The 20912-nt window shown below is 69.2% G+C and carries 17 protein-coding genes; 5 read left to right on the forward strand and 12 right to left on the reverse strand.

Translation table 11 applies throughout. From position 1 onward, the window contains the following. Window positions 1-145: 145 nt before the first annotated feature. The gene (locus IPJ17_10330; protein QQR75937.1) at window positions 146-2710 is read right to left on the reverse strand and encodes a CHASE domain-containing protein; all 2565 of its coding nucleotides are present in this window, start codon (window positions 2708-2710) and stop codon (window positions 146-148) included. Window positions 2711-3162: 452 nt separating this feature from the next. Between IPJ17_10330 and IPJ17_10335 the strand changes: the two genes are divergently transcribed. After that, window positions 3163-3537 (forward strand): hypothetical protein, encoded by a 375-nt coding sequence (locus IPJ17_10335; GenBank protein ID QQR75938.1) that lies wholly within the window; start codon window positions 3163-3165, stop codon window positions 3535-3537. Window positions 3538-3637: 100 nt separating this feature from the next. Here the strand turns inward: IPJ17_10335 and IPJ17_10340 are convergent, their stop codons facing one another. The 3 genes from IPJ17_10340 to IPJ17_10350 form a co-directional block, all read right to left on the reverse strand. Continuing rightward, entirely contained in the window at window positions 3638-5035 is a 1398-nt protein-coding gene (locus IPJ17_10340; protein QQR75939.1) for a hypothetical protein, read from the reverse strand. A 75-nt stretch (window positions 5036-5110) separates the two neighbouring features. Further along, window positions 5111-5380: a Txe/YoeB family addiction module toxin gene (locus IPJ17_10345; GenBank protein QQR75940.1), complete on the reverse strand. Its 270-nt coding sequence runs from the start codon at window positions 5378-5380 to the stop codon at window positions 5111-5113. Then, on the reverse strand, window positions 5377-5619 hold the full coding sequence (locus IPJ17_10350) for a type II toxin-antitoxin system Phd/YefM family antitoxin (GenBank protein ID QQR75941.1): 243 nt from the start codon (window positions 5617-5619) through the stop codon (window positions 5377-5379). Before IPJ17_10350 ends, IPJ17_10345 begins: the two co-directional genes overlap by 4 nt. A gap of 88 nt (window positions 5620-5707) precedes the next feature. Between IPJ17_10350 and IPJ17_10355 the strand changes: the two genes are divergently transcribed. Then, a complete protein-coding gene (locus IPJ17_10355; GenBank protein QQR75942.1) occupies window positions 5708-9109 on the forward strand; it encodes a class I SAM-dependent DNA methyltransferase in 3402 nt (1133 codons plus the stop codon). Between the two features lie 66 nt (window positions 9110-9175). On the opposite strand, the gene IPJ17_10360 is transcribed toward IPJ17_10355, so the two are convergent. Continuing rightward, window positions 9176-10798, reverse strand: a complete 1623-nt coding sequence (locus tag IPJ17_10360) for a hypothetical protein (GenBank protein QQR75943.1) — start codon at window positions 10796-10798, stop codon at window positions 9176-9178. Window positions 10799-10919: 121 nt separating this feature from the next. On the opposite strand from IPJ17_10360, the gene IPJ17_10365 reads away from it, so the two are divergent. Together IPJ17_10365 and IPJ17_10370 are read left to right on the forward strand one after the other, a co-directional pair. Continuing rightward, the gene (locus IPJ17_10365) at window positions 10920-11543 is read left to right on the forward strand and encodes a hypothetical protein (protein QQR75944.1); all 624 of its coding nucleotides are present in this window, start codon (window positions 10920-10922) and stop codon (window positions 11541-11543) included. A gap of 54 nt (window positions 11544-11597) precedes the next feature. Next, window positions 11598-11981 carry a hypothetical protein gene (locus IPJ17_10370; protein QQR75945.1) on the forward strand — a complete coding sequence of 128 codons (384 nt, stop codon included), beginning with the start codon at window positions 11598-11600 and terminating at the stop codon, window positions 11979-11981. A 45-nt stretch (window positions 11982-12026) separates the two neighbouring features. Here the strand turns inward: IPJ17_10370 and IPJ17_10375 are convergent, their stop codons facing one another. Next, window positions 12027-12326 (reverse strand): HigA family addiction module antidote protein, encoded by a 300-nt coding sequence (locus IPJ17_10375; GenBank protein QQR75946.1) that lies wholly within the window; start codon window positions 12324-12326, stop codon window positions 12027-12029. A gap of 245 nt (window positions 12327-12571) precedes the next feature. Here IPJ17_10375 and IPJ17_10380 point away from each other — a divergent pair, with 245 nt between their 5' ends. Then, entirely contained in the window at window positions 12572-15055 is a 2484-nt protein-coding gene (locus IPJ17_10380) for an EAL domain-containing protein (protein ID QQR75947.1), read from the forward strand. Between the two features lie 70 nt (window positions 15056-15125). On the opposite strand, the gene IPJ17_10385 is transcribed toward IPJ17_10380, so the two are convergent. The 6 genes from IPJ17_10385 to IPJ17_10410 form a co-directional block, all read right to left on the reverse strand. Then, the gene (locus IPJ17_10385) at window positions 15126-16574 is read right to left on the reverse strand and encodes a peptidase (GenBank protein ID QQR75948.1); all 1449 of its coding nucleotides are present in this window, start codon (window positions 16572-16574) and stop codon (window positions 15126-15128) included. A gap of 2 nt (window positions 16575-16576) precedes the next feature. After that, a complete protein-coding gene (locus IPJ17_10390) occupies window positions 16577-17017 on the reverse strand; it encodes a hypothetical protein (protein ID QQR75949.1) in 441 nt (146 codons plus the stop codon). 214 nt (window positions 17018-17231) lie between these two features. Next, entirely contained in the window at window positions 17232-17870 is a 639-nt protein-coding gene (locus tag IPJ17_10395; GenBank protein QQR75950.1) for a nucleotidyl transferase AbiEii/AbiGii toxin family protein, read from the reverse strand. Beyond that, window positions 17857-18195: a hypothetical protein gene (locus IPJ17_10400; protein ID QQR75951.1), complete on the reverse strand. Its 339-nt coding sequence runs from the start codon at window positions 18193-18195 to the stop codon at window positions 17857-17859. Before IPJ17_10400 ends, IPJ17_10395 begins: the two co-directional genes overlap by 14 nt. Window positions 18196-18319: 124 nt before the next feature. Continuing rightward, the gene (gene ettA, locus IPJ17_10405; GenBank protein ID QQR75952.1) at window positions 18320-19978 is read right to left on the reverse strand and encodes an energy-dependent translational throttle protein EttA; all 1659 of its coding nucleotides are present in this window, start codon (window positions 19976-19978) and stop codon (window positions 18320-18322) included. A gap of 115 nt (window positions 19979-20093) precedes the next feature. Further along, window positions 20094-20873, reverse strand: coding sequence for a hypothetical protein (locus IPJ17_10410; protein QQR75953.1), 780 nt, complete (start codon window positions 20871-20873; stop codon window positions 20094-20096). Window positions 20874-20912 lie beyond the last annotated feature (39 nt).

The raw sequence follows: 20912 nt of genomic DNA on the forward strand, positions 1-20912 counted from the left end.
CCGTGCGATCCGCCCGGGTCCCCCCGGCGGTGATCGGGCTGGTGAAACCATGCCGGCGGGGCCGCTCGCCCTCTCGGCGCGCGGCGACGAGGCGCCGCTGCCGGCGACTCGCGGCCGGCGCCCACCCCTCGGCCACCAGGCGGCTTCAGCTCTCGCGCAGGGTGAAGGCGAAGGTGGCGCCGCGGTCGAGCTCGCCCTCGGCCCGCACTCGGCCGCCGTGGCGGCCGACGATCTTGCCGACGAGGGCGAGGCCGATCCCCGTGCCTTCGAACTCCTCGGCGGAGTGCAGGCGCTGGAAGACGCCGAAGAGCTTGTGGGCGTAGCGCGGGTCGAAGCCGACGCCGTTGTCGCGCACGAAATACTCGACGACGCCGTCGGCCTCGTGGCTGCCGATCTCGATGACGGGACGCTCGCGCGGCGAGGCGAACTTGAAGGCGTTGGCGACCAGGTTGCGCAACACGACTTCGATCAGTCGAGCGTCAGCCTGCGCCGGCGGGAGCTCGGCGACGCGGATTTCGTACCGCTCACCGCCGCTGGCCGGGAGGCACTCGGCCGCCACCCGGAGCGCCAGCTCGGTCATCTCGACGCGCCCAAGATGCAGGTCGAGACGCCCGGTGCGCGAGAAGTTCAGCAGGTCGTCGATCAGCCGGCCCATGCGACGCGAGCTCGAACGCAGTGAGCCGAGAAGGCGCTGCGCCTCCTCGTCGCCGAGGGCGGCGACCTGCTCCTCGAGCAGGCCGGCATAGCCGTCGATCGCCCGCACCGGCGCGCGCAGGTCGTGGGCGACGCTGTAGGAGAACGACTCCATCTCCTCGAGCGCCGAGCGCAGCTCGGCCGTGCGCGTGGCGACACGGCTCTCCAGCTCGCGATTGAGCTCACGGACCTCCTCTTCCGCCCGCTTGCGCTCGGTGATGTCCTGCGACACGCCGACGACGCGGACCGGGCGCCCGGCCGCATCGCGGATCGCCACGCCGCGTGCGTGGACGCAACGTACGACGCCGTCCGACCGCCGGACGATCCGGTGCTCCACCTCGTTCTGCTCGCTGCCTGCGAGGTAGTCGCGGATTGCCTTGTCGACCCGGCTCTTGTCGTCCGGGTGGACGAGCGCGAGCAGATGGCCGGTGCGGATCGGCTCGCCCGGCGAGAAGCCGTAGATCTTGCGGAATTCGTCCGAGGCCGTCCAGCGGCCGGTCGCCACGTCCCACTCGATCGAGCCGACCTGGCCGATCGCCTCGGCCTCGCGCAACAGGTCGCGCTCGCGTTGCAGCTCCGCTTCGATCGCCTTGCGCTTCGAGATGTCCTTGAGCAGCCCGACCATGAAATCGACCGAGCCGTCCGCTCTGCGCACGCAGCCGACCGAAACGAGCGACCAGAGGATGCCGCCGCCCTTGCGGAGGAAACGCTTCTCGAGCGAGTAGGAGTCGATCTCGCCGGCGAGCACCCGGCGGAGCTGCGCGAGATCGGCGGCGAGGTCGTCGGGATGGGTGAGCAGGCCCCAGGTCAGGTCCGCCATCTCGTCGCGGGAGTAGCCGAGAAGCTCGCAGAGCTGGTCGTTGACCTCGAGCCAGCCCATCTGCGGCGAGGTGATGGCCAACCCGACGAGCGGCAGATGGAAAGTGCTGCGAAAGCGCGCCTCGCTCCTTCGGATCGCGTCGGCTGCCTCGATCGCCCGCCGGCGGGCGCGCACCAGCGACCAGGTGAGCGCGGTCAGCAGCAGGCTGGTGAGCCCGCCCGCGGCGGCGACGAGCGCGACTCGTCCCGACGCGTAGCTCACCTCGAGCCCCGGTTGGGACGAGACGGCGAGGCTCCAGGTGCGCCCGCCGACAGTCAGCGGCAGGACTTTGAGGCGCCCCGCCCCGGGGCCGCTGCCCGGCGGACCCGGATGGCTGCGGAAGAGGCGGGTCTCGGGCGTCAGGGCCGGTCCGTCGAACAGCTCGATGGCGATCTGCCGGTCGTCGTCGCCGAGGATGCCGCTCATCAGGTCGCCCATCCGGAACGTGCCGAAGACCCAGCCGGCGATCGCCGCTCGTCTGGCCTCGACGGTGTCCGGAACGATCGCCCCGCGATAGACCGGCATCATCATGATCGCCCCGGCCTGGACGTCGTCGTGCGTCTCCTGTTGCAGTGTCACCTTGCCGGTGAGCTTGGCTCGACCGGCATCGCGTGCCTGTTCGGCGCACTCCCGTCGCTTCGCCTCGGAGAGCAGGTCGAATCCGAACACCCGCAGGTTCCGCCCGCTGAACGGCTCGATGAAGACGACCGGACTGTAGGCCGGTCGCTCGCCGGTCGGCCGGATGAAATAGTCGACGAAGCCTTCGGCGCGCACGGCGGCCACGTGCCGGTCCTTCTCCTCGGCGGCGATTCGCTTGGCGAATCCGACGGCCTGGATGCCGCGGTAGTCGTTTCCGAGGCGAAGCGCTCCGACATAGTCACGGAACTCGCGCCGCGTGACCTCGTCCGACGAGGCGAAGAGGCCGACCGTGCCGCGCAGCACCTGTTCGTAGGCGGCCATGCGGTCGTCGATCCGCTCCGCCACCTCCCGCACGTGCTCCTCGAGGCCTTCCTCCACCTCGCGCTCGTTCGCGCGCTGTTCGCGCTGGGCGAGCAGCAGGGCCAGGCCCAAGGTGGTCGCCAGCACCAGCCAGGGGAGGCGGTCGAGCGTGCGCGAATCGCGGATGCGCGAGACGAACGACGAGTGGGTCGGTGGCATCGGCAACGCGCGCTCCCTCGGCGGTTCCTTGCAGGCCGATCGACTCCCGATCCGGCCGCTCCAGCGAGGTCCGCGTGTCGTTCGCTTCCCCCCGGAAGTGAGCGGCCGAGGCGGGCGGACTCCGCGGCCTCCCCGAGGAGCGTAGGGGCTCGTGTCGGGGATGTAAAGACTCGCCGGATCTGGATCGGGCCGGACCGGCGATCGGCGAGGCCCGATCGCCGTCCGCCGAACCGCGACCCGGTTGGCGGCGGTGTCCCCGGGCGCGTCGCGACCCCGTATCCCTCAGCGACGGAGATTCCATCGTCGCGTGCGCGGTGCGGGTGGGAAGGGTGGGCGGCCGAGGGGCACGAGAGCGCGGCAGCGGGGCGCCGATCGGCGGCGTCCGAGGGGCTCCGGGAGTGCCACGCGGCCGTTGCCCGAGAGGCGCGGCCCAGACTCGAAGGAGAGTGCTCATGCGCCAGTTGCTCGTGTCGTCGTTCGTCTTCGCCCTGGTGATTTCCGCTGTCGGTTGCAGCAAGAGCGGTGGCAACGCCGCGGCGCCGGTCGGTGGCGGAGCCGTCGCCGCCGCACCCACCGGTGGCGGCCCGAGCGTCGCCTCGACGGGAGTCGCGGAGTGCGACCAGTACATCCGCAAGTACATGGACTGCATTGCCTCCAAGGTGCCCGAGGCGGCGCGCGCGCAGTACCAGGCCGCGTTCGATCAGACGGTCGCCACCTGGAAGGCGGTCGCCGTCGATCCGAACGGCAAGGCGGGTCTCGCTGCCGCCTGCAAGGCTGCCGAAACCGCAGCCGCTCCGGCGATGCAGGCGTACGGCTGCACGTTCTGATCCGCCCCCGGCGCGCCTGGCGGAGGCGCGTCGGTCGACTCGTCGTGGAAACGGCCGGGAGGGAGCCCGGCCGTTTCGTTTGCGGCGGTCGCCGCGAGCGTCAGGACGAGGAGGCGTGCCAGCGGGCGAGGGTTCCCGACTCGAACGCGTCACTGAAGACCGCGTTGCTCGGCGTCTGGAGCAGGCCCTGGCGCACGCAGGCCTCGCCGTTGGCGTCGCGCACGATCAACTGCCAGGCGTAGGTGCGAGCGGGGGGCGGGTAGAGGTGAAACGGCTCGGCCTCGGTCGATCCGCCGCCATCGCCGAACCACCAGGACCAGGCATACGGAGCGCTCCCTCCGGAGACCGAGCCGGACCACCCGCCGGTGTAGCCCACGACCGCCGCTGCCGCCGTGCAGGAGAGAACGGTCGCGGGCGGGCTCTTGGCGAAGCTCATCGTGTAGGTGCACGGAGGTGTGCCCGACCAGCGGCTCGCCACCGCGGTGTAGGCCCCCGTCAGGGCGAGAGGATGCGCGGTGATCTGTGCGGTGCCCGAGCCGAACTGGCTTACCTCGACGACGCCGGTGGGAGCGACCAGTCGCACCAGCGGCTCGAGTGTCAGGGCGCCGCAGCTTCCGGTCATCGTCAAGGTGACGGTCTCTCCGGCATGCCCCACGAGGGCGAAGGCGTCGGTGTCGGCGCGACGGTCGAGCGTGCCTGGCGCGGCCCCGCCGGAGGCGAGGACGCCGCCGTCGGGATCGCTCGGCGAGACGGTGGGGCCGGGCAGGAGGAGAAGCGACAGGCTGTAGGGCCCGGGAGCCGTGCCCGAGCGGTAGGTGGTGACGAGAGTGTAGAGGCCGTTCTGCAAGAGCGTCCAACTCTCGACGGTCGCCGTCGCCGAGCCGAAGGCGCTCGCCTCGAGGGCTCCCGTCGGATCGTAGAGGCGGATGCGCGGTTCGAAGCTCGTGCCGCCGCTCTCGCGGCTCATCGTGACGATCACGCCGGTTCCGGCCGTGCCGTCGAAGGTCCAGGCGTCCGTGTCGGCGCGCCAGTCCATCGTGCCGCTGACCGTCTCGGCCGATTGCATCTCGCCACCGTCGCCGTCGGCCGTCGAGGTCGTCGCGCCGCCGAAGATCAGCAACGAGAGACTGTAGGTTCCGTTCGATCCTGCCCAGAGACGGGCCTCGACGGTGTACACCCCGTTCTCCGGCAGCACCTGCGGACCGATCTCGGTGGTGTTGAAGAAGTGCGTCGAGGCGACGAGCACGTTGCTCGGCGAACGCAGGTCGAGGCGCGGCTCGTTGGTGCCCGGCGACTCGGCGCTCATCATCAGCAGCACGACCTGCCCGGCGCTGCCGCTGAACGTGAAGGTGTCGACCTCGGTCGCGGTGGCGAAGCTCCCGGTGCGCGTCTCGGCCGGGTGAATCTCGCCCATCGCCTCGGCGAAGGTGGCGGGTGCCACGGCGAGTGCGGCGACCGGGGCAAACAGACAAACGGCGAAGCGAGTCGCTGCACGCATCCGACCCTCCACTCCTGTTCCCCTTTCCGAGTATGGTGCGCCGATCGGTCGGCGGGTGCAAGAGGAGAGTCGGGGCTACTCGTAGTGCGTCCACATCCGCAGGACGCGGACGACGCGCTCCTTCGACAACACCTCGTACACGAGTCGATGCTGGAGGTTGATCCGTCGCGAGCAGGCACCGGCAAGATCGCCGAGGAGCTTCTCGTACGGAGGCGGGCTGGCGAAGGGGTTGCGAGCGAGCAGCGCGAGCAGACGTTCGACCCGCGGGCGCAGGCCGGCTTCGGCGATCCGTCGCGCGTCCTTTTGCGCCTGCCGCGTGAAGACGACGCGCCAGCGCGCGCTCACCAGCCCGGCTCGTCGGACGAATCGGCCAGCGGCTCGGCCATCCCGGCGCGGATTGACTCCCGCAGGCCGGGGATCGAGAGCAGATGGAGCGTCTCGCCGATCGCCCGCCAATCCTCTTCGGCGACCAGCACCGCGTTGCCGCGCTTGCCGACGATCGTCACCGGCTCGCTCGATTCGGCCACTTCGTCGACCAGCCGATAGAGCGCCTCCCGTGCCTTCGTCGTGCTGATGCTCCGCATCGCTCTCTGCCTCCGGCACGCAGCGTACGGGTTTGCGTACGCCAGGTCAAGCAGCGAGGAGCTCCGAGGTCGGGTAGGCTCTGTTGTCATGACGATCGACCAGCTCCTCTCGAAGTGGCGCAGCGCCGGTGGCGCGGAGCGGGCCAACAAGGACCTCTTTCTCTCGGACCTCTGCGACGTCCTCGGGGTCGAACGGCCCCGCCCGACGACCAAGGACGACGAGCAGGACACCTACGTCTTCGAGAAGAGCGTCGCGCGGTCGCGCGAGGACCGCACCTCGATCGGCAAGATCGACCTCTACCGCGCCGGCTGTTTCGTGCTCGAGGCCAAGCAGATCGAAGCGAGCAAGCGCGGCTCGCCGGCGTGGGAGCAGGCGATGAACGCCGCCTGCGGCCAGGCGCTCGGCTACGCGCGGAGCCTTCCCGAGCCGCCGCCGTTCGTCCTGGTCTGCGACCTCGGGCACTGCCTCGATGTACACGCCGCCTTCGACGGCTCGGGTGCCTATCGACCGTTTCCCGACGGCTTCCGCAAGCGGCTCTACTTTGTCGACCTCGCGCGGCACCTGCCGTTCCTGCGCGCGCTCTGGCTCGATCCATTGTCGCTCGATCCCGCGCGCCATCAGGCACGGGTCACCCGCGAAGTGGCCGCGAAGATCGCCGGGCTGGCGCGGGAGCTCGAGACCGCCGGGCACGATCCGCGCGTCGTCGCCGAGTTCCTGATGCGCTGCCTCTTCACCATGTTCGCCGAGGACGTCGGGCTGCTGCCCGGCAAGCTCTTCTCGAAGTACCTTGACGAGTACTGGCTACCCAATCCGGCCTCGTTTCCGGGCGGCGTCTCGGTGCTCTGGCGCGACATGGACGAGGGGCGCGACACCGTGGCCGGCCGGCTGCTGCGCTTCAACGGCGGGCTGTTCGCCGAGAGCAAGGCGCTGCCGCTCTCGGCCAAGCAGTTGCATCTGCTCGCCGAGGCCGCAGCGAGCGACTGGGCCGCGGTCGATCCGTCGATCTTCGGCACGCTGCTCGAACGCGCCCTCGACCCGACCGAGCGGCATCGACTCGGCGCGCACTACACGCCGCGCGCCTATGTCGAGCGCCTGGTCAAGCCGACGATCGAGGAGCCGCTGCGCGGCGATTGGGACCTGGTGCGCGCCGAGGTGCGCCAGCTCGTCGAGACCGGCAAGGTCGAGGAGGCGCAAGGGCGGGTGCGCGACTTCCACCAGGGGCTCTGCAAGGTCCGTGTGCTCGATCCGGCTTGCGGCACCGGCAACTTCCTCTACGTGACGCTCGATCTCTTCAAGCGGCTCGAGACGGAGGTGCTCGCCGAGCTCGCCGGCCTCGGCTACAAGCAGCTCGGTCTCGAGCTTCAGAGTTTCCGCGTCACCCCGGAGCAGTTCCGCGGCATCGAGGTGAAGCCGTGGGCCAAGGAGATCGCCGAGCTGGTGCTGTGGATCGGCTACCTGCAATGGCAAGTGCGGCAGACCGGCGAGGCGAGCACGATCCCCGAGCCGGTGCTGCGCGACTACCACAACATCGAGTGTCGCGACGCCGTGCTCGCCTGGGACGGCGAGCCGGAGCTGGCGCGCGACGAGCACGGCGTGCCGATCACGCGCTGGGACGGTGTGACGACCAAGCCCAGCCCGGTCACCGGCGAGCCGATCCCCGACGACAGCGCGCGCATGCCCGTCTACACCTACAAGAACCCGCGCCCCGCCGCCTGGCCCCCGGCCGACTTCATCGTCGGCAACCCGCCGTACATCGGCAACAAGCGCATGCGCACCGCCCTCGGCGACGGCTACGTCGAAGCGCTCCGTGCCGCGCACACCGACGTCCCCGAGACCGCCGACTACGTCATGTACTGGTGGGACCGCGCGGCGTCGCTCGTTGCCGCGGGGAAGACAAGACGGTTTGGTTTGATTACGACGAACTCGATCACGCAGGTGTTCAATCGCAAGGTGGTGGAAAGACGTCTGGGTGAAGGAGGGATGTCGATCGTCTTCGCCATTCCCGACCATCCGTGGGTGGACTCCGTCGACGGCGCCGCTGTGCGCGTCGCGATGACGGTTGGCGAGGGCGGGAGGAAAGACGGAAGGGCTGTCTGGGTAGAAGAAGAGGTTGCCGGAGCGGACGAGGCGTTCAGCCTCCGGCTGGGGGTTCGGGCCGGCCGAGTTCATGCGGACTTGACTGTCGGTGCGGATGTCGTTTCGGCAGTTTCCCTCAACGCGAATCGAGGGATCGCCTTCATGGGTGTGACTCCGCTTGGGGAGGGCTTCCGAATCGAGCCCGATCAGCTGGCGGGCCTCGGCCTGAACGCTTCGAAGCTGCCCTCAGTCGTGCGGCCCTATCTGATCGGCAAAGACTTGGTGCAGACTCCGCGCGAACGCTTCATTATCGATTTCAGCGGTCTATCCGAGGGTGAGTCGCGGAATCGATTCCCTGCGCTGTTCCAGAAGATCGCGGACGAGGTTCGCCCCGAGCGCTTGGCGAACGGACCGAAGAACCGCGACGCGGCCGAGTACGCAGTGCGATGGTGGCAGTTCGCCAAGGTGAGAGAGGGCCTGCGCCGAGCAAATCGGAGTCTCGACAGGTTCATCGCCACGTGCCGAACCGCGCGTCATCGAGTCTTCGTCTTTCTAGATGCCCAGATCCTTCCTGACGCCAAGATCATCGCTATCGGGCTGGCCGACGGCGTCTCACTCGCCATCTTGTCGTCTCGCCTTCACGAGTTGTGGGCGTCTCGCACAGGAGCCTTTCTGGAGGACCGGCCGAACTACAACCACAGCGACTGCTTCGGCACGTTCCCGTTCCCAATCCTCGCCACCCAGACGTCTTCGCTGTTGTCCTCCCTCGGGGAGCAGTTGGACGCACACCGAAAGGCGAGGCAGGCGGAGCATCCGGGGCTGACGATCACGGGGATGTACAACGTGCTCGAGAAGCTGCGCAGTGGCGAGGCGTTGACGGCGAAGGAGAAGGTCATCCACGAGCAGGGGCTGGTGTCGGTCTTGAAGCAGATCCACGACGAGATCGACGCGGCAGTGTTCGCGGCGTACGGGTGGCCGGCGACGCTCTCCGACGAGGAGATCCTCGAGCGGCTGGTGGCGCTCAATCACGAGCGGGCCGAAGAAGAGAAGCGCGGCCTCGTGCGCTGGCTGCGGCCCGAGTTTCAGAACCCCGGTGGCGGTGGAACCGCCGTGCAGGACGAGCTGCCGGGGGTGAGCGGGGCGAAGAAGAAGCCGGGGCGGGGCGTGGCGGCCGACAGCCTTGAGGAGGGGCGGGCCGGTCCGGCGCCATGGCCCAAGGAGATTCCCTCCCAGGTTGCGGTCGTGCGCGACCTCCTCGTGCGCGCCCGCAGTCTCGACCTTGCCGAGGCTCGCGCCGCCTTCCGTGGCGCCAAGTCGGCAGCAGTCGTCGCTGCCCTCGAGAGCCTTGCCGCTCTCGGTCTCGCGGTGGCGAGCGGTGATGGGCCCTCGCGGCGCTGGCTGACCGTTGGGTAGGGGGCCGAGGTACCAGGCGCTGCCGAGCGGTCCCCCCACCTCACATCTCCTCCATTGGCCCGGAGGTTAGTTCGGCGGCGCAGGGCACGGGAGGGCGGAGGAATCCTGAATAGGGACGGCCTCCACTAGGTCCCGGTTCGCGTAGGTCTTCGAGGCGCCGGTTCGCGTGTCGAGTAGCGTCAGCCGATAGCCGACGTTGGTTCCGGCCGAGGAGAAGAACCAGTGCTTGCCGTTGATGGCACAGCCGTCCAGCACCTTGGCGAGCACTTCTGGATTGTCCGCGCCGAAGAACCAAAACAGGCCACCACGAGTTACTCCGAGCGGAGCGAGTGGGATCGCGCTCGCTCGCCCCGATAGCCCGCCACCCTGAGTCGTGGAGAAGTCGATCGCCAAGCGGAAAGCGCCGTCGCCGGCAACCGAGTCGATGCACAGGATGCCGGGTCCCGTCTGGCACTGCTCGGCAAGGAAGTTGCCGACGATGGAGGTCTGACCGGTAACTTGGCCGTACTCATTTGAGTGGTGCCGAGCCCAGGCAAGAAGGAGCTTGCCGGAAGGGAAAGCAGTCAGAGTCGGCATGCCGTTGTACTCTTCTTCTGCATTGGCCGTCAACGATTCGTGCGGTTCGGCCAAGAGGCCGGATTCGTCGATCCTGACCCTCTGGACCCACACGTTCATTCGGGAATACTCCTGAAGCATCTTCGACACAAGAAACCCGCTGTCTGCGAGCGGCGAGACAGCGGGATGGTGGCCTCTTCTGTCGTCGAGGAGGAGCGGCGGAAGCGGCGACGCCGCCAGTGGGTTCGGAAGGACGACCTGTGCCTTGAGGCCCTCCGCCGTGGGCACGGTCAGGAGGATTTGCTGAGAGCCTCGATCTGCCGCGGCCGCCAAGTGACCGAAGATCAAGAGGTCGTCGTTAGACGCGGACACTGGAACAGGGCCGGTTTCGACGCGGCATTCGGACGAGACCCGGCTGGCGAACACCGTTTGGATGGGTTCCCCTGCCCTCTCTGCCCAGAAGGCTACGCCTCCCTCGGCGTCAGGCAAGAATGTCTGAGCGATGGGGAGGACGCCTTCTCGGAGCGGGGCGAGCTCTGCCGTTCCGGTCGGAACTCCGTCCTCGGAGAAGCAGGAGACCTTGAGGCTCCGGCCTGGGTCGTGAAACGGACTCCACAGAATCGCTCGGGAGCTGGTTCCGAGTCGCCACAGGGAACCTGTCGGCGCGACGGTGTGAAGCCAGAGCTGAGAGGCACCTACTGGCACGCCGGCAGAAGAGAGCATTCTCACGGCGAAGTCGCCGGCGAGGTCTCCCGAATCCACTTGCCACGCGAGCTGGAATCCGCCGCGTTGATCCTCGACAACGCTCACCATCTCCCAGCGCGCTCCGGACGTGTCGAGCGGGCGGTCCGATACGCGCGTTGCCGGCCCGGCCGGCTGGCCGTGTGAGTCGAAGCGCTTCGACATGACGACGCTCACCCTCTCGCTCTCGATCCAGTCGTGCCAGAAGAGGAGGAATCCGTCGTCGGCCGTTGGCACTACTCGAAGCGGCCATGGGTACTCGTAGTTGGCGACGTTCGCCGTAAGAAGTGGAGAGACACGGAGCGGCTGGGACGAAGCCGATGCGGCGAGAACGCTAACGGCTCCCACTGCGAGCGAAGGGAGTATGGCGAATGTCGTGCGCATGTCGTTCATCCTCAGGCACTCGGTTGGCGAGCCAGATGCTAGCACCGCAGAGGTAGTGCCTCGATGGTCGGCAACCGCGGCTCTGCCTGGGCACTCGGTCCCACCCACAGGAGAAAATGATGGTCTCGAAGTGCACATCACGGCCCGTCTGGCGGAGCATCCGGGGTTGACGATCACGGGGATGTACAACGTGCTCGAGAAGCTGCGGAGTGGGGAGGCGCTGACGGCGAAGGAGAAGGTGATCCACGAGCAGGGGTTGGTGTCGGTCTTGAAGCAGATCCACGACGAGATCGACGCGTCGGTGTTCGCGGCCTACGGGTGGCCGGCGACGCTCTCCGACGAGGAGATCCTCGAGCGGCTGGTGGCGCTCAATCACGAGCGCGCCGAAGAAGAGAGGCGCGGTCTCGTGCGCTGGCTGCGGCCCGAGTTTCAGAACCCCGGTGGCGGTGGAACCGCGGTGCAGGACGAGCTGCCGGGGACCGCGGTGAAGGTGAAGAAGGGTGCGAAGTCGCCTGGCGGCGAGACCGGTGGGGCTGGCGACCGGCGTCGCTGGCCGAAGGACCTCCCCGGGCAGATCGCCGCGGTGCGCGACCTCCTCGCCGAGCGCGGTGCTCTCGACCTCGCTGCGGCGAAGGCGGCGCTCCAAGGTGCCAAGGACGTCCCGCTCGCTGCCGCGCTCGACAGTCTGGTGGCGGTTGGGCTCGCGGTGGTGACCCGGGCCGAGTCCGCGAGGTGCTGGAGCGTGGTGCGTTAGGATCGTTGGGGTCGGGCGCGGGCTCCGTGTCGGCCAAAGTGCAGGAGGTGCGTCATGGCGGATGTCCAGAGAGCATCTCCCGACGGCTTGGCGCTGCGGATTCTCGGCTACCGCGAGGAAGGCGAGTGGGTCGCGCTCGCGCTCGAGATGGATCTGCGCGGCTACGGTGAGACCTTCGAGGAGGCGAAGGCGGAGCTCGAGGATCTCGTTCGCATGCAGGTGAGCTTCGCGCTGAGCAAGAACGCACCCGAGATGGTCTGGCGTGATGCCGAGCCGGTCTGGTTCGGGCGCTACGAGGCTGTGCGGCGGGAGATGCTGCGCGCCGCCGTCTCGTCGGTTGCCCTGAGCCGCGAAGAGCTCGAGCTCTCCGAGCTCCCGATCTCTGCACTCAACAGCACCGCCGGCACCCACTCCGGCTTCCAGCAGAGCGGTGCCTAAGCCATCTGCGCCGTCTCGCGACGAACCGAGCTGGAGTTTCCCGGCTCAGCCGGCCTCGAGCAGCGGCTTGGGCAGCGCGCCGAGGGTGCGAGCGGCGCGGTAGAGGTCGACGGCCTTCTGGGCGTTCAGCCAAAGCTCCGGTGTGGTGCGGAAGGTGGCGGCGAGCTTCAGTGCCACCGTCGCGGTGACCGCGCTGCGGCCGTTGACGATGCGGTTGACGACCTTCACGTCGCAGCCGAGGTGGTCCGCCAACTGCTTCTGGGTCATCTCCAACGGAACCAGGTACTCCTCGCGGAGGATCTCCCCGGGGCTCGTCGGCATCCGGCGGATCGTCGTGAAACTCATTGCGTCACCTCAGTGGTCGTCCTGGATCTCGACTTCGTCAGGGCGTGCGCCGGTCACGCGAAAGATGACGCGCCAAGGGTCGTTGATCCCAATGTTACGGCCAACGGCCAGTCGTCCGCGAGGCGCCGCGAGACGGTGTCACGGCACGGGTCTTCCCAATCCGTGGTCACACCAGCGCGGAGGAAGCCGGGGCGAATCTGGACGGTCGCGCGCGGGGGGCGCAGGTGTCGTACCATGCGCAGGCAATGGGCGAGCCTGGGTCGCCGGGTCGGCAGCCGTTGGGGGGCACCGTCGCGCCGGATGGGGACATCTTCCGGGCGATCATCGACCACGCGCCGATCGGCATCTGGCTGCTGCGCGCCGACGGACATCTGGCGTTCGTCAACAAGACCTACTGTGACGCCGTGGGGATCGGCGAGGAGCAGTTCCTCGCCGCGCCCCACTACTCCGAGCTCTACGAGCCGGAGACGGCGGCGCGCTGCATGGCGTCGGACGCCGCGGCGCTGGCCCACCCCGGTCTGCACACTTCGCGCGAGCACGTCCGCTTCACCGACGGCAGGCTGCACGAGATCGAGATTCTCAAGCTGCGCCTGACCGACGAGGCGGGTGCGGTCACCGGGCTGATCGGCCTCAGCCTCGACGTGACCGAGCGCATCGCCGCCGAGGATCGACTCCGTCTCCTGGCGAGCGTCTTCGAGAACCTGCGGGAAGGGGCGATCATCACCGACCCGCGCGGCACGATCCTCGACGTCAACCCGGCCTTCACCGCGATCACCGGCTACACGCGCGACGAGGCGCTCGGCCAGAGCACGCGCCTGCTCAACTCCGGCAGACACCATCCCGAGTACTTCCGCGAGATGTGGGAGGCCCTGGCGAGCTCGGGTCGCTGGAGCGACGAGGTGTGGAACCGGCGCAAGGACGGCTCGATCTACCCGGAGTGGTTGAGCATCTCGGCGGTCCGCGACGCCGACGGGGCGGTCGTGCGCTACGTCGCGGTCTTCTCCGACATCAGCCGGCTCAAGCGCCAGGAGCAGGAGGCTCCAGCGTCTCGCGCACCACGATCCGCTGACGGGTCTGCCGAATCGTGTCCTGTTGACCGACCGGATGGCGCAGGCGCGCGCCCACGGTCGCCGCAGCGGCAACTTCATGGCGGTCGCCTACCTCGACCTCGACGCCTTCAAGCCGATCAACGACCGCTTCGGGCACGCCGCCGGCGACGAGCTGCTGGTGGCGATCGCTCGACGGCTCACCGAGTCGCTGCGCGGCGGGGACACCGTCGCCCGTCTCGGCGGCGACGAGTTCGTCCTCTTGCTGCTCGACCTCGGCACGGTCGGGGATCTCGAGGCGGCCCTGCGGCGCGTCCTCGAGGTGGTCGCGCAACCCGTCGACCTGATCACCGCCGCCGAGCGGGTGACCGTCACCGCGAGCCTCGGTGCCTGTCCCTGCGAGGACTGCGATGCCGATCTCGACGAGCTGCTGCGCCACGCCGACCAGGCGATGTACCAGGCCAAGCGCGAAGGGCGGAACCGCTTCCACCTCTACGATCCCGTCCACGACCTGCGGGCGAGGGCGCGCGGCGAGCGGGTCGAGCGGTTGCGGCAGGCGCTCGATCGTCATGGCTCGAGCTGCACTATCAGCCCGAGGTCAACATGCGGACCGGCGAGCTGCTGGCGCTCGAGGGCCTGGCGCGATGGCGCCATCCGGAGCGCGGGCTGCTGCTTCCCGGCGACTTCCTGCCGGACCTCGAAGGCTCCGATATCGAGCTCGCGTTCGGCGATTGGGTCATCGCCGCAGCGCTCGACCAGCTCCTCGCCTGGCGTGCCGAAGGGCTCGAGTGCACCGTCTCGGTCAACGTCGTGGCGCGACACCTGCTCGAAGACGGGTTCGTGCGCAAGCTCGAGCGGCTGCTCGCCGAGCGGGGTCCGATCCCGGCCGGCAAGCTCCAGTTCGAGGTGCTCGAGTCGTTCGCCCTCACCGACCTCTTCCGCGCCAGCGAAGTCATCGAGAGCTGTCGCCGCCTCGGCGTGAGCTTCGCGATCGACGACTTCGGTACCGGCTACTCCTCGCTCACCTACCTGCGCCGGCTGCCGGTCGAAGCGCTCAAGATCGACCAGTCGTTCGTCCGCAACATGCTGCACGATCCCGGCGACCTGGTGATCGTCGACGGCGTGGTGGCGCTCGGCGAGGCCTTCGGCAGGACGATCGTCGCCGAGGGCGTCGAAACGGTCGAGCACGGACTTGCCCTGCTGCGCCTGGGTTGCGAGGTCGGCCAGGGGCACGGCATCGCCCACCCGATGCCCGCTGCGGAGTTGCGCGGATGGGCGGCGTCGTGGGTTCCCGACGTGCGCTGGCGCACCCGCGAACGGCGAGCGTACGCCGCCTCGGACCTCCCGTTGCTGCTGGCTGGCCGACAGCACGAAGACTGGATCGAGGCGATCGAGTCGTTCGTCCGCTCGGGGTCGGGAGCGATCGTCCCGCCACTCGATGCGACGAGCTGCCCGGTCGGCAGCTGGCTCGCCGGCTCGGGCCGGTTGCGCCACGCCCATCGCCCCGAGCTCGCCGCCGTGGTGGAGGCCCATCAGCAGGCCCACGACCTCGGCTGCGAGATCGTCGCGCGCCGCAAGGGTGACGATCTCGTCGGTGCCGAGGTGCTGCTCGACGATCTCCACCGCCAGCTCGATACCCTGCTCGAAAGTCTCCGCGCCCTGCAGATCGCCGTCTTCGGCTGACCACCCGGGTGGAAGAGAACGGCCGGGCGTTGCCCGGCCGTTCAGGGGAAGTGCGGCGTCCGTCCGGTCGTCAGGGCGTCGACGTCGACCAGGCGGTCTTGTCGCCCCACTCGAAACCGTCGGCGAAGCGGACGACCTTCCAGCCGACGTCCTCGAGCTGCGCCTTGGTCAGGTCGACCTTGCGGAAGAGATCGACGTTGATCGCCGGCTCCATCAGGGTGTTCGGCGTGGTCAGCGGATCGAAGTGCGAGATCGACGAGCCGAGCTGGACCGGATTCGGAGCGTTGAGCAACACGTTGCCGGCCGTGTCGGCACCGGCGAGTCGGGCAGCGTTCGTCCGCAGCGTGGCGGTCACTCCCGGCGCCGGCAACTGGCCCTTGATCGCCGTGCCGTCGGCCTGCTGGATGCCGAGCGAGGGAATGGTGATCGTCGCGTCGGTGCCGCCCATCCCGGGCAGTCCGCTCGCCGCGTTGTTGGCGATGATCGCGCCGATCGCGCCGGCGTCCTGGGCGTTCTTCACCTTGATGATGAACGTGCAAGTGCCGCGGTCGATCAGAGCGATCTTGCCGCTGAGGCTGCCGGCGGTCATCGCTTCGCAGGCATCCGAGGTGGTGCCGACTCCGTCGTTGACGAGAGCGACGGGCCCGCTGAGGCCGACGTTGGTCAGCGGGGCTCCGAAGGTCGCCGCCTGAGCGATCTTGTCGCCGGCGATCGCTGGCGGTGCCGTGACGCTGAGCTCGGGGCGGTCGCCGAGATAGTCGGCGGCCTCGACGGTGACGCGCGGTCCGGTCCACACGACGTTGAACGTATTGATCGCCGAGGCGACGCGCTGGGCGTCGTTCATCGCCGTCCAGAACAGGCCGGTCGTGTCGTCGAAGGTGAAGACCGAGTAGATGTCGGGGAAGCCGCTCTGCTGTGCGCCCGTTGCCTCGTTGACGAAGTTGGCGAAGCCGAGCCCGTGCGCGAGCTCGTGCAGGACGACCGGAAGCAGGGCGATCTGTGTCGTCGGCGCGCCGGGCTCGATGCCGTAGTACCACCCGGTCGTGCCGGGCAAGCAGCCGGTGTCGAGCGCGCTGTTGAAGGTGGCGTTGATGTCGGGGGTCGCCGGGTCGAGGTCGCTGCCGGCGAGCGAGTTGGCGAGCGCCTGGTGATACCAGGTGCCGGCCACCGGGGCGTTGGTGAAATCGCGATGGATCGTGAGCGTGCCCGCCGAGCCGAGCACGGCGCCGGAGGCACTGCAGGTCTGGGCGTCGAACTGCGAACGGACGAGGATCTCGACCGGCGAGTTGATCAGGTTGCCCCAGATCTCGGCGGCCTTCTGGAAGACGATGAGCCGCTGCTGGCCGAGCGTCGTGCCGGTGTTGCCGCCGACCGGGGCGACCGCCGTCGGGTCGTTGAAGCCCTCACCGGCGCCGTCGTTGACGACGATGGTAATCGTCGAGGCGGCGTCGGCGGTCGTCGACCCGCCGAGCAGGAGAGCGAGCAGCAGGGAGGAGATAGCGAGAAGAGGGCGGCGCATGGCTACTTCTCCTCCCGACCGAGGAAGGCCGGCTTCGCCGGCGAGGCTGCCGGCGCGATCACCGCGTGCGCGGTGACCTTCGACGTGGTGCAGAGGGCCTGCGGGCCGTGCGCCGAGACGCCGGCCATCAGCACGTTCTGAAAGCGGCCCTGCAGGTTGATCATCGGCGAACCGTCGGCGGCGGTGGTCTCGACGAGACCCTCGGAGGAGCGGCTGAGCGCGGCCTCGAGAGCGAGCAGCTCGGCGGCGGCTTCGGCGGATGGCGGTGTCGAGGTGAGGCCGCCGGTTTCCGGGTCGATGTAGACGACCATGCCGGAAGCGGCGGCGGGGGCGACGGCGACGGCTGGGGCCGTCGGCTGAGTTTCCGGTGAAGCGGACGGTGGGCTGCCGGCAAGCAGCGCCGCGCCGGCAAACACCAGGGCGGAGAGCGGGACGATGGGCATCGAGAGACCTCCGTGGGTGGGGAACCCAAAGAAGGTAGCACGAACCGGTCGAGCGCGCAGCCTTTGCGGCTGGAGAACGAGATCCTTCGTGTCGTCTATCGCACCAGCGGCCGGTACTTGATGCGGTGCGGCTGGTCGGCGTCGGAGCCGAGGCGGCGGTGGCGATCGGCGGGGTCTTCTCCGGCAAGGGGCGGGTTCTGGACTCGCCGACAACCTAGCCGGGGCGGGCGAACCGCACGAGGCGGGTGACGAGCTCGTCGCGATAGCGAGACAGGTCGCCAGCCGTCATGCCGCCGAGCGGTGGCATGGTCTCGGGGATGGTGAACCGCTCGAGGACCCATGCGAGCTGAGCGGCGGTGAGGCCGGCGTCCTTGCGGCATGCCGCGGCGATCGCCCGTTCGTCGACGGGCAAGCCGAACCGCTCGAGGGCTGCGAGGTCGACGAGATCCCGAACCTCCGAGCGCGAGAGAATCGCACAAAGCTTGTTGGCTTGGATCTCGGTCGGTGTGTCGACCAGCACTGAACCGAAGGCCCGCTTGCGAACCTCGAGCTGTGCCACTCGGTCGCGCACCAAGTCGACGAGGACACCCTCGTTCGATCGAGTGAGGAGTCGCCGCCGGAAGTCGGGAGCCGTCTGGATTTCGTCCACCGTGGCGCCGAGCTCGGCGGCGACCGTGCGCAGGGTGCGGTCCCCGTCGTTGAGCAGATCGCTTTCGGTGAAGAGGTCGAGGTCGTGAGTCGGTCGGTGATCGAGGTAGAAGGCCGAGAGTGCTGCGCCCCCGGTGAGGAAAAAGCCCTTCTGGAGATGGAAGAACGCCGCGAGGACCTCCTGCTGCAGCTTACCGAGGCTCACCGGGGACCTCCGAGTCGCGCCAGCGTCGAAGCAGAAACTCCCAGAAATCCCTCCTCCGACCGAGCTGAGGAGCGATCTCGTCCCAGCGCGCGACGACCTCCGCCAGGGTCGTGAACTTCCACACGTCCGTGTCGCGCGCCTCGCGCAGAATCCTCGCGAGGAGGCGATCCCGAACCTCTGGCGGCGAGTGCTGCAGTTGGGCGTGCAGCTCCTCGACGGTCGTCGGCTCGTCCCAGCTGAAGTACACGAGGGCGTCGGCACGGTCCAGGTCGGTGGACAGCGCAGCGGAGCGGTTCGCCTCCCGCTGGAATGGGCTGGGGCTCATGACCAATCCAGTCTAGCTGTGGAGAAGGGGGGCAGTCACCCGAGACTTTCCCCCGGAACCTCCAGTGGGCGGGCGGCACGCCGCCGAGCGATTGGCCGGTGAGCTCGTCGAGTCCGATGTCGGCTCAGCGCACCAGCGGCCGGTACTTGATGCGGTGCGGCTGGTCGGCGTCGGAGCCGAGGCGGCGGTGCCGGTCGGCCTCGTAGTCCTGGTAGTTGCCCTCGAACCAGGTGACCTGGCTGTCGCCCTCGAAGGCGAGGATGTGCGTCGCGATGCGGTCGAGGAACCAGCGGTCGTGCGAGATCACCACCGCGCAGCCGGGGAAGGCGAGCAGGGCGTCCTCGAGGGCGCGCAGGGTGTCGACGTCGAGGTCGTTGGTCGGCTCGTCGAGCAGCAGGACGTTGCCGCCGTCCTTGAGCAGCTTGGCGAGGTGCAGGCGGTTGCGCTCGCCGCCCGAGAGGTCCTTGACCTTCTTCTGCTGGTCGGCGCCCTTGAAGTTGTACCAGGAGCAGTAGGCGCGCGAGTTGACCTCGCGCTTGCCGACGAGGACGATGTCCTTGCCGCCGTCGGAGATCTCCTGGAAGAGCGTGCGCTCGCCGTCGAGCGCCTCGCGGCTCTGGTCGACGTAGGAGAGCACCACCGTCTCGCCGATCTTGAGCGTCCCGGCGTCGGGCTGCTCCTGGCCGACCAGCAGGCGGAAGAGGGTGGTCTTGCCGGCGCCGTTGGGGCCGATCACCCCGACGATGCCGCCGCGCGGCAGGATGAAGGAGAGGTTCTCGAAGAGCAGGTTGTCGCCGTAGGACTTGGCGAGGCCGGTCGCCTCGATCACCGTGTCGCCGAGACGCTGGCCGGCCGGGATGAGGATCTCGTTGGACGGGCCGCGCTTCTCGGCCGCCTGCTCCTCGGCGAGCAGCTGCTCGTAGGCCGAGAGCCGCGCCTTGCCCTTGGCTTGGCGGGCGCGTGGCGACATGCGCACCCACTCGAGCTCGTGCTCGAGGGTGCGACGGCGCGACGAGGCCTCCTTCTCCTCCTGCTCGAGCCGCTTCTGCTTCTGCTCGAGCCACGAGGAATAGTTCCCCTCCCAGGGAATGCCGGCGCCGCGGTCGAGCTCGAGGATCCAGCCGGCGACGTTGTCGAGGAAGTAGCGGTCGTGGGTGACGGCGACGATCGTGCCCTTGTACTCGGCCAGATGCCGCTCGAGCCAGGCGACCGATTCGGCGTCGAGGTGGTTCGTCGGCTCGTCGAGCAGCAGCAGGTCGGGCTCGATCAGCAGCAGCCGGCAGAGCGCGACGCGGCGCCGCTCGCCGCCCGAGAGGATCGACACCTCCTGGTCGGCAGGCGGCAGGCGCAGGGCGTCCATCGCGATCTCGAGCTGGCGGTCGAGCTCCCAGAGGTTGTGTGCGTCGATCTGGTCCTGGAGGCGCGAGAACTCGTCGGCGGTCTCGTCGCTGTAGTTCGCCGCCAGCTCCTCGTAGCGGTTGAGGATGGCCCGCTTGCCGGCCACCGCCTCCTCGACGCACTCGAGCACGGTCTTGCCCTCGGGGAGCTTCGGCTCCTGCGGCAGCAGGCCGACGGTGTAGCCCTCGAGCAGCCCCGCTTCGCCATCGAAGTCCTTGTCGAGCCCGGCCATGATGCGCAGCAGCGTCGACTTGCCGGCGCCGTTGTGGCCGATGACGCCGATCTTCGCCCCGTAGTAGAAGGAGAGCCAGATGCCCTTGAGGATCTCCTTGCCCTGCGGGGTGAGCTTGCGCAGGTTCTTCATGGCATAGATGAACTGGGGCATGCGGGCCTCTCTCGAGCGGTCGGGATCGCGGAATGCGGGAGAACGGGGCCGCGCCCGGGGGCGCGGGGCCGACATTCTACCGCGTCGGCCCCGCGACCGCTTCCCGGCGCGGCGCTCAGAACCGCAGGCTCACCCCCGCCAGGGCGTACTGCACGGTGGCGAAGGTGTAGACCTCGTCGTTGTCGGCGCCGCCGTCGAGCAGACGCCAGGCGAAGTAGGGGCGCACCCGTTCGCTCGCCCGCAGCTCGAGCCGTGCCGAGACGTCGATCGCCCGCCCCTGCGGCGAGCCGAGAGCGTCGGCCTCGGCCTCGAAGGCCCAGCGTCCGCCGCCGTCCCAGCGGGCGGCGCCGTGGAGCAGCGGGACGACCCCGAGGTCGTCGCGGCGCGCCGAGCCCTGCTCGCCGGCGAGCTCGATCCGCGCGTCGCGCACCTTGGCGGTGAGCCCGGCGCGGAAGCTCCAGGCGCCGGCCGGGGTGAAGCGGCGGTAGAGGGTCAGGCGGTAGGAGTTGAACTCGAACCGCTGGGTGAGCGGCCGCCCGGCGGCGAAGGTGGTGCCATCGAAGCGGACCTCCTGCGCCGGCACGAAGTCGGTCTCGGTGGCGAGGGGCGCGGCCACCAGGCGCGCCGACCAGCGCGCGCCGAAGTCCCAGTGGAGCGCGGCCCGGAACGAGGCCGTGGCCGGCGCGTCGTCGAGCGACAGGCGCGTGCCGGTGTCGCCGGGCACGGCGAAGTCGTTGCGGGTCTGCCAGGCGGCGCCCCCCTCGAGCTCGAGGCGGAAGGGCGTCGACTGGGCCTGCGCCGGGGCGACGGCGAGGACAGGGGCGAAGACGAGGGCGGCACCGGCGGCCAGGAGGGCCAGCGGGGCGCGGGCGGTCGAGAGGGTGCGGCGGGTCATGGAGGGGTCCTTTCCGGGGACCGTGGGTCGGTCCCTGCC

The sequence above is a fragment of the Holophagales bacterium genome (assembly GCA_016699405.1).
Lineage (GTDB): Bacteria > Acidobacteriota > Thermoanaerobaculia > Multivoradales > JAGPDF01 > JAAYLR01.

Bases quoted from the DNA above. Each gene is read 5' to 3' on its own strand.
- IPJ17_10330 (QQR75937.1), bottom strand. From the start codon at position 2,710: ATGCCACCGACCCACTCGTCGTTCGTCTCGCGCATCCGCGATTCGCGC.
- IPJ17_10335 (QQR75938.1), top strand. From the start codon at position 3,163: ATGCGCCAGTTGCTCGTGTCGTCGTTCGTCTTCGCCCTGGTGATTTCC.
- IPJ17_10340 (QQR75939.1), bottom strand. From the start codon at position 5,035: ATGCGTGCAGCGACTCGCTTCGCCGTTTGTCTGTTTGCCCCGGTCGCC.
- IPJ17_10350 (QQR75941.1), bottom strand. From the start codon at position 5,619: ATGCGGAGCATCAGCACGACGAAGGCACGGGAGGCGCTCTATCGGCTG.
- IPJ17_10355 (QQR75942.1), top strand. From the start codon at position 5,708: ATGACGATCGACCAGCTCCTCTCGAAGTGGCGCAGCGCCGGTGGCGCG.
- IPJ17_10360 (QQR75943.1), bottom strand. From the start codon at position 10,798: ATGAACGACATGCGCACGACATTCGCCATACTCCCTTCGCTCGCAGTG.
- IPJ17_10370 (QQR75945.1), top strand. From the start codon at position 11,598: ATGGCGGATGTCCAGAGAGCATCTCCCGACGGCTTGGCGCTGCGGATT.
- IPJ17_10375 (QQR75946.1), bottom strand. From the start codon at position 12,326: ATGAGTTTCACGACGATCCGCCGGATGCCGACGAGCCCCGGGGAGATC.
- IPJ17_10380 (QQR75947.1), top strand. From the start codon at position 12,572: ATGGGCGAGCCTGGGTCGCCGGGTCGGCAGCCGTTGGGGGGCACCGTC.
- IPJ17_10385 (QQR75948.1), bottom strand. From the start codon at position 16,574: ATGCGCCGCCCTCTTCTCGCTATCTCCTCCCTGCTGCTCGCTCTCCTG.
- IPJ17_10390 (QQR75949.1), bottom strand. From the start codon at position 17,017: ATGCCCATCGTCCCGCTCTCCGCCCTGGTGTTTGCCGGCGCGGCGCTG.
- IPJ17_10400 (QQR75951.1), bottom strand. From the start codon at position 18,195: ATGAGCCCCAGCCCATTCCAGCGGGAGGCGAACCGCTCCGCTGCGCTG.
- ettA (QQR75952.1), bottom strand. From the start codon at position 19,978: ATGCCCCAGTTCATCTATGCCATGAAGAACCTGCGCAAGCTCACCCCG.
- IPJ17_10410 (QQR75953.1), bottom strand. From the start codon at position 20,873: ATGACCCGCCGCACCCTCTCGACCGCCCGCGCCCCGCTGGCCCTCCTG.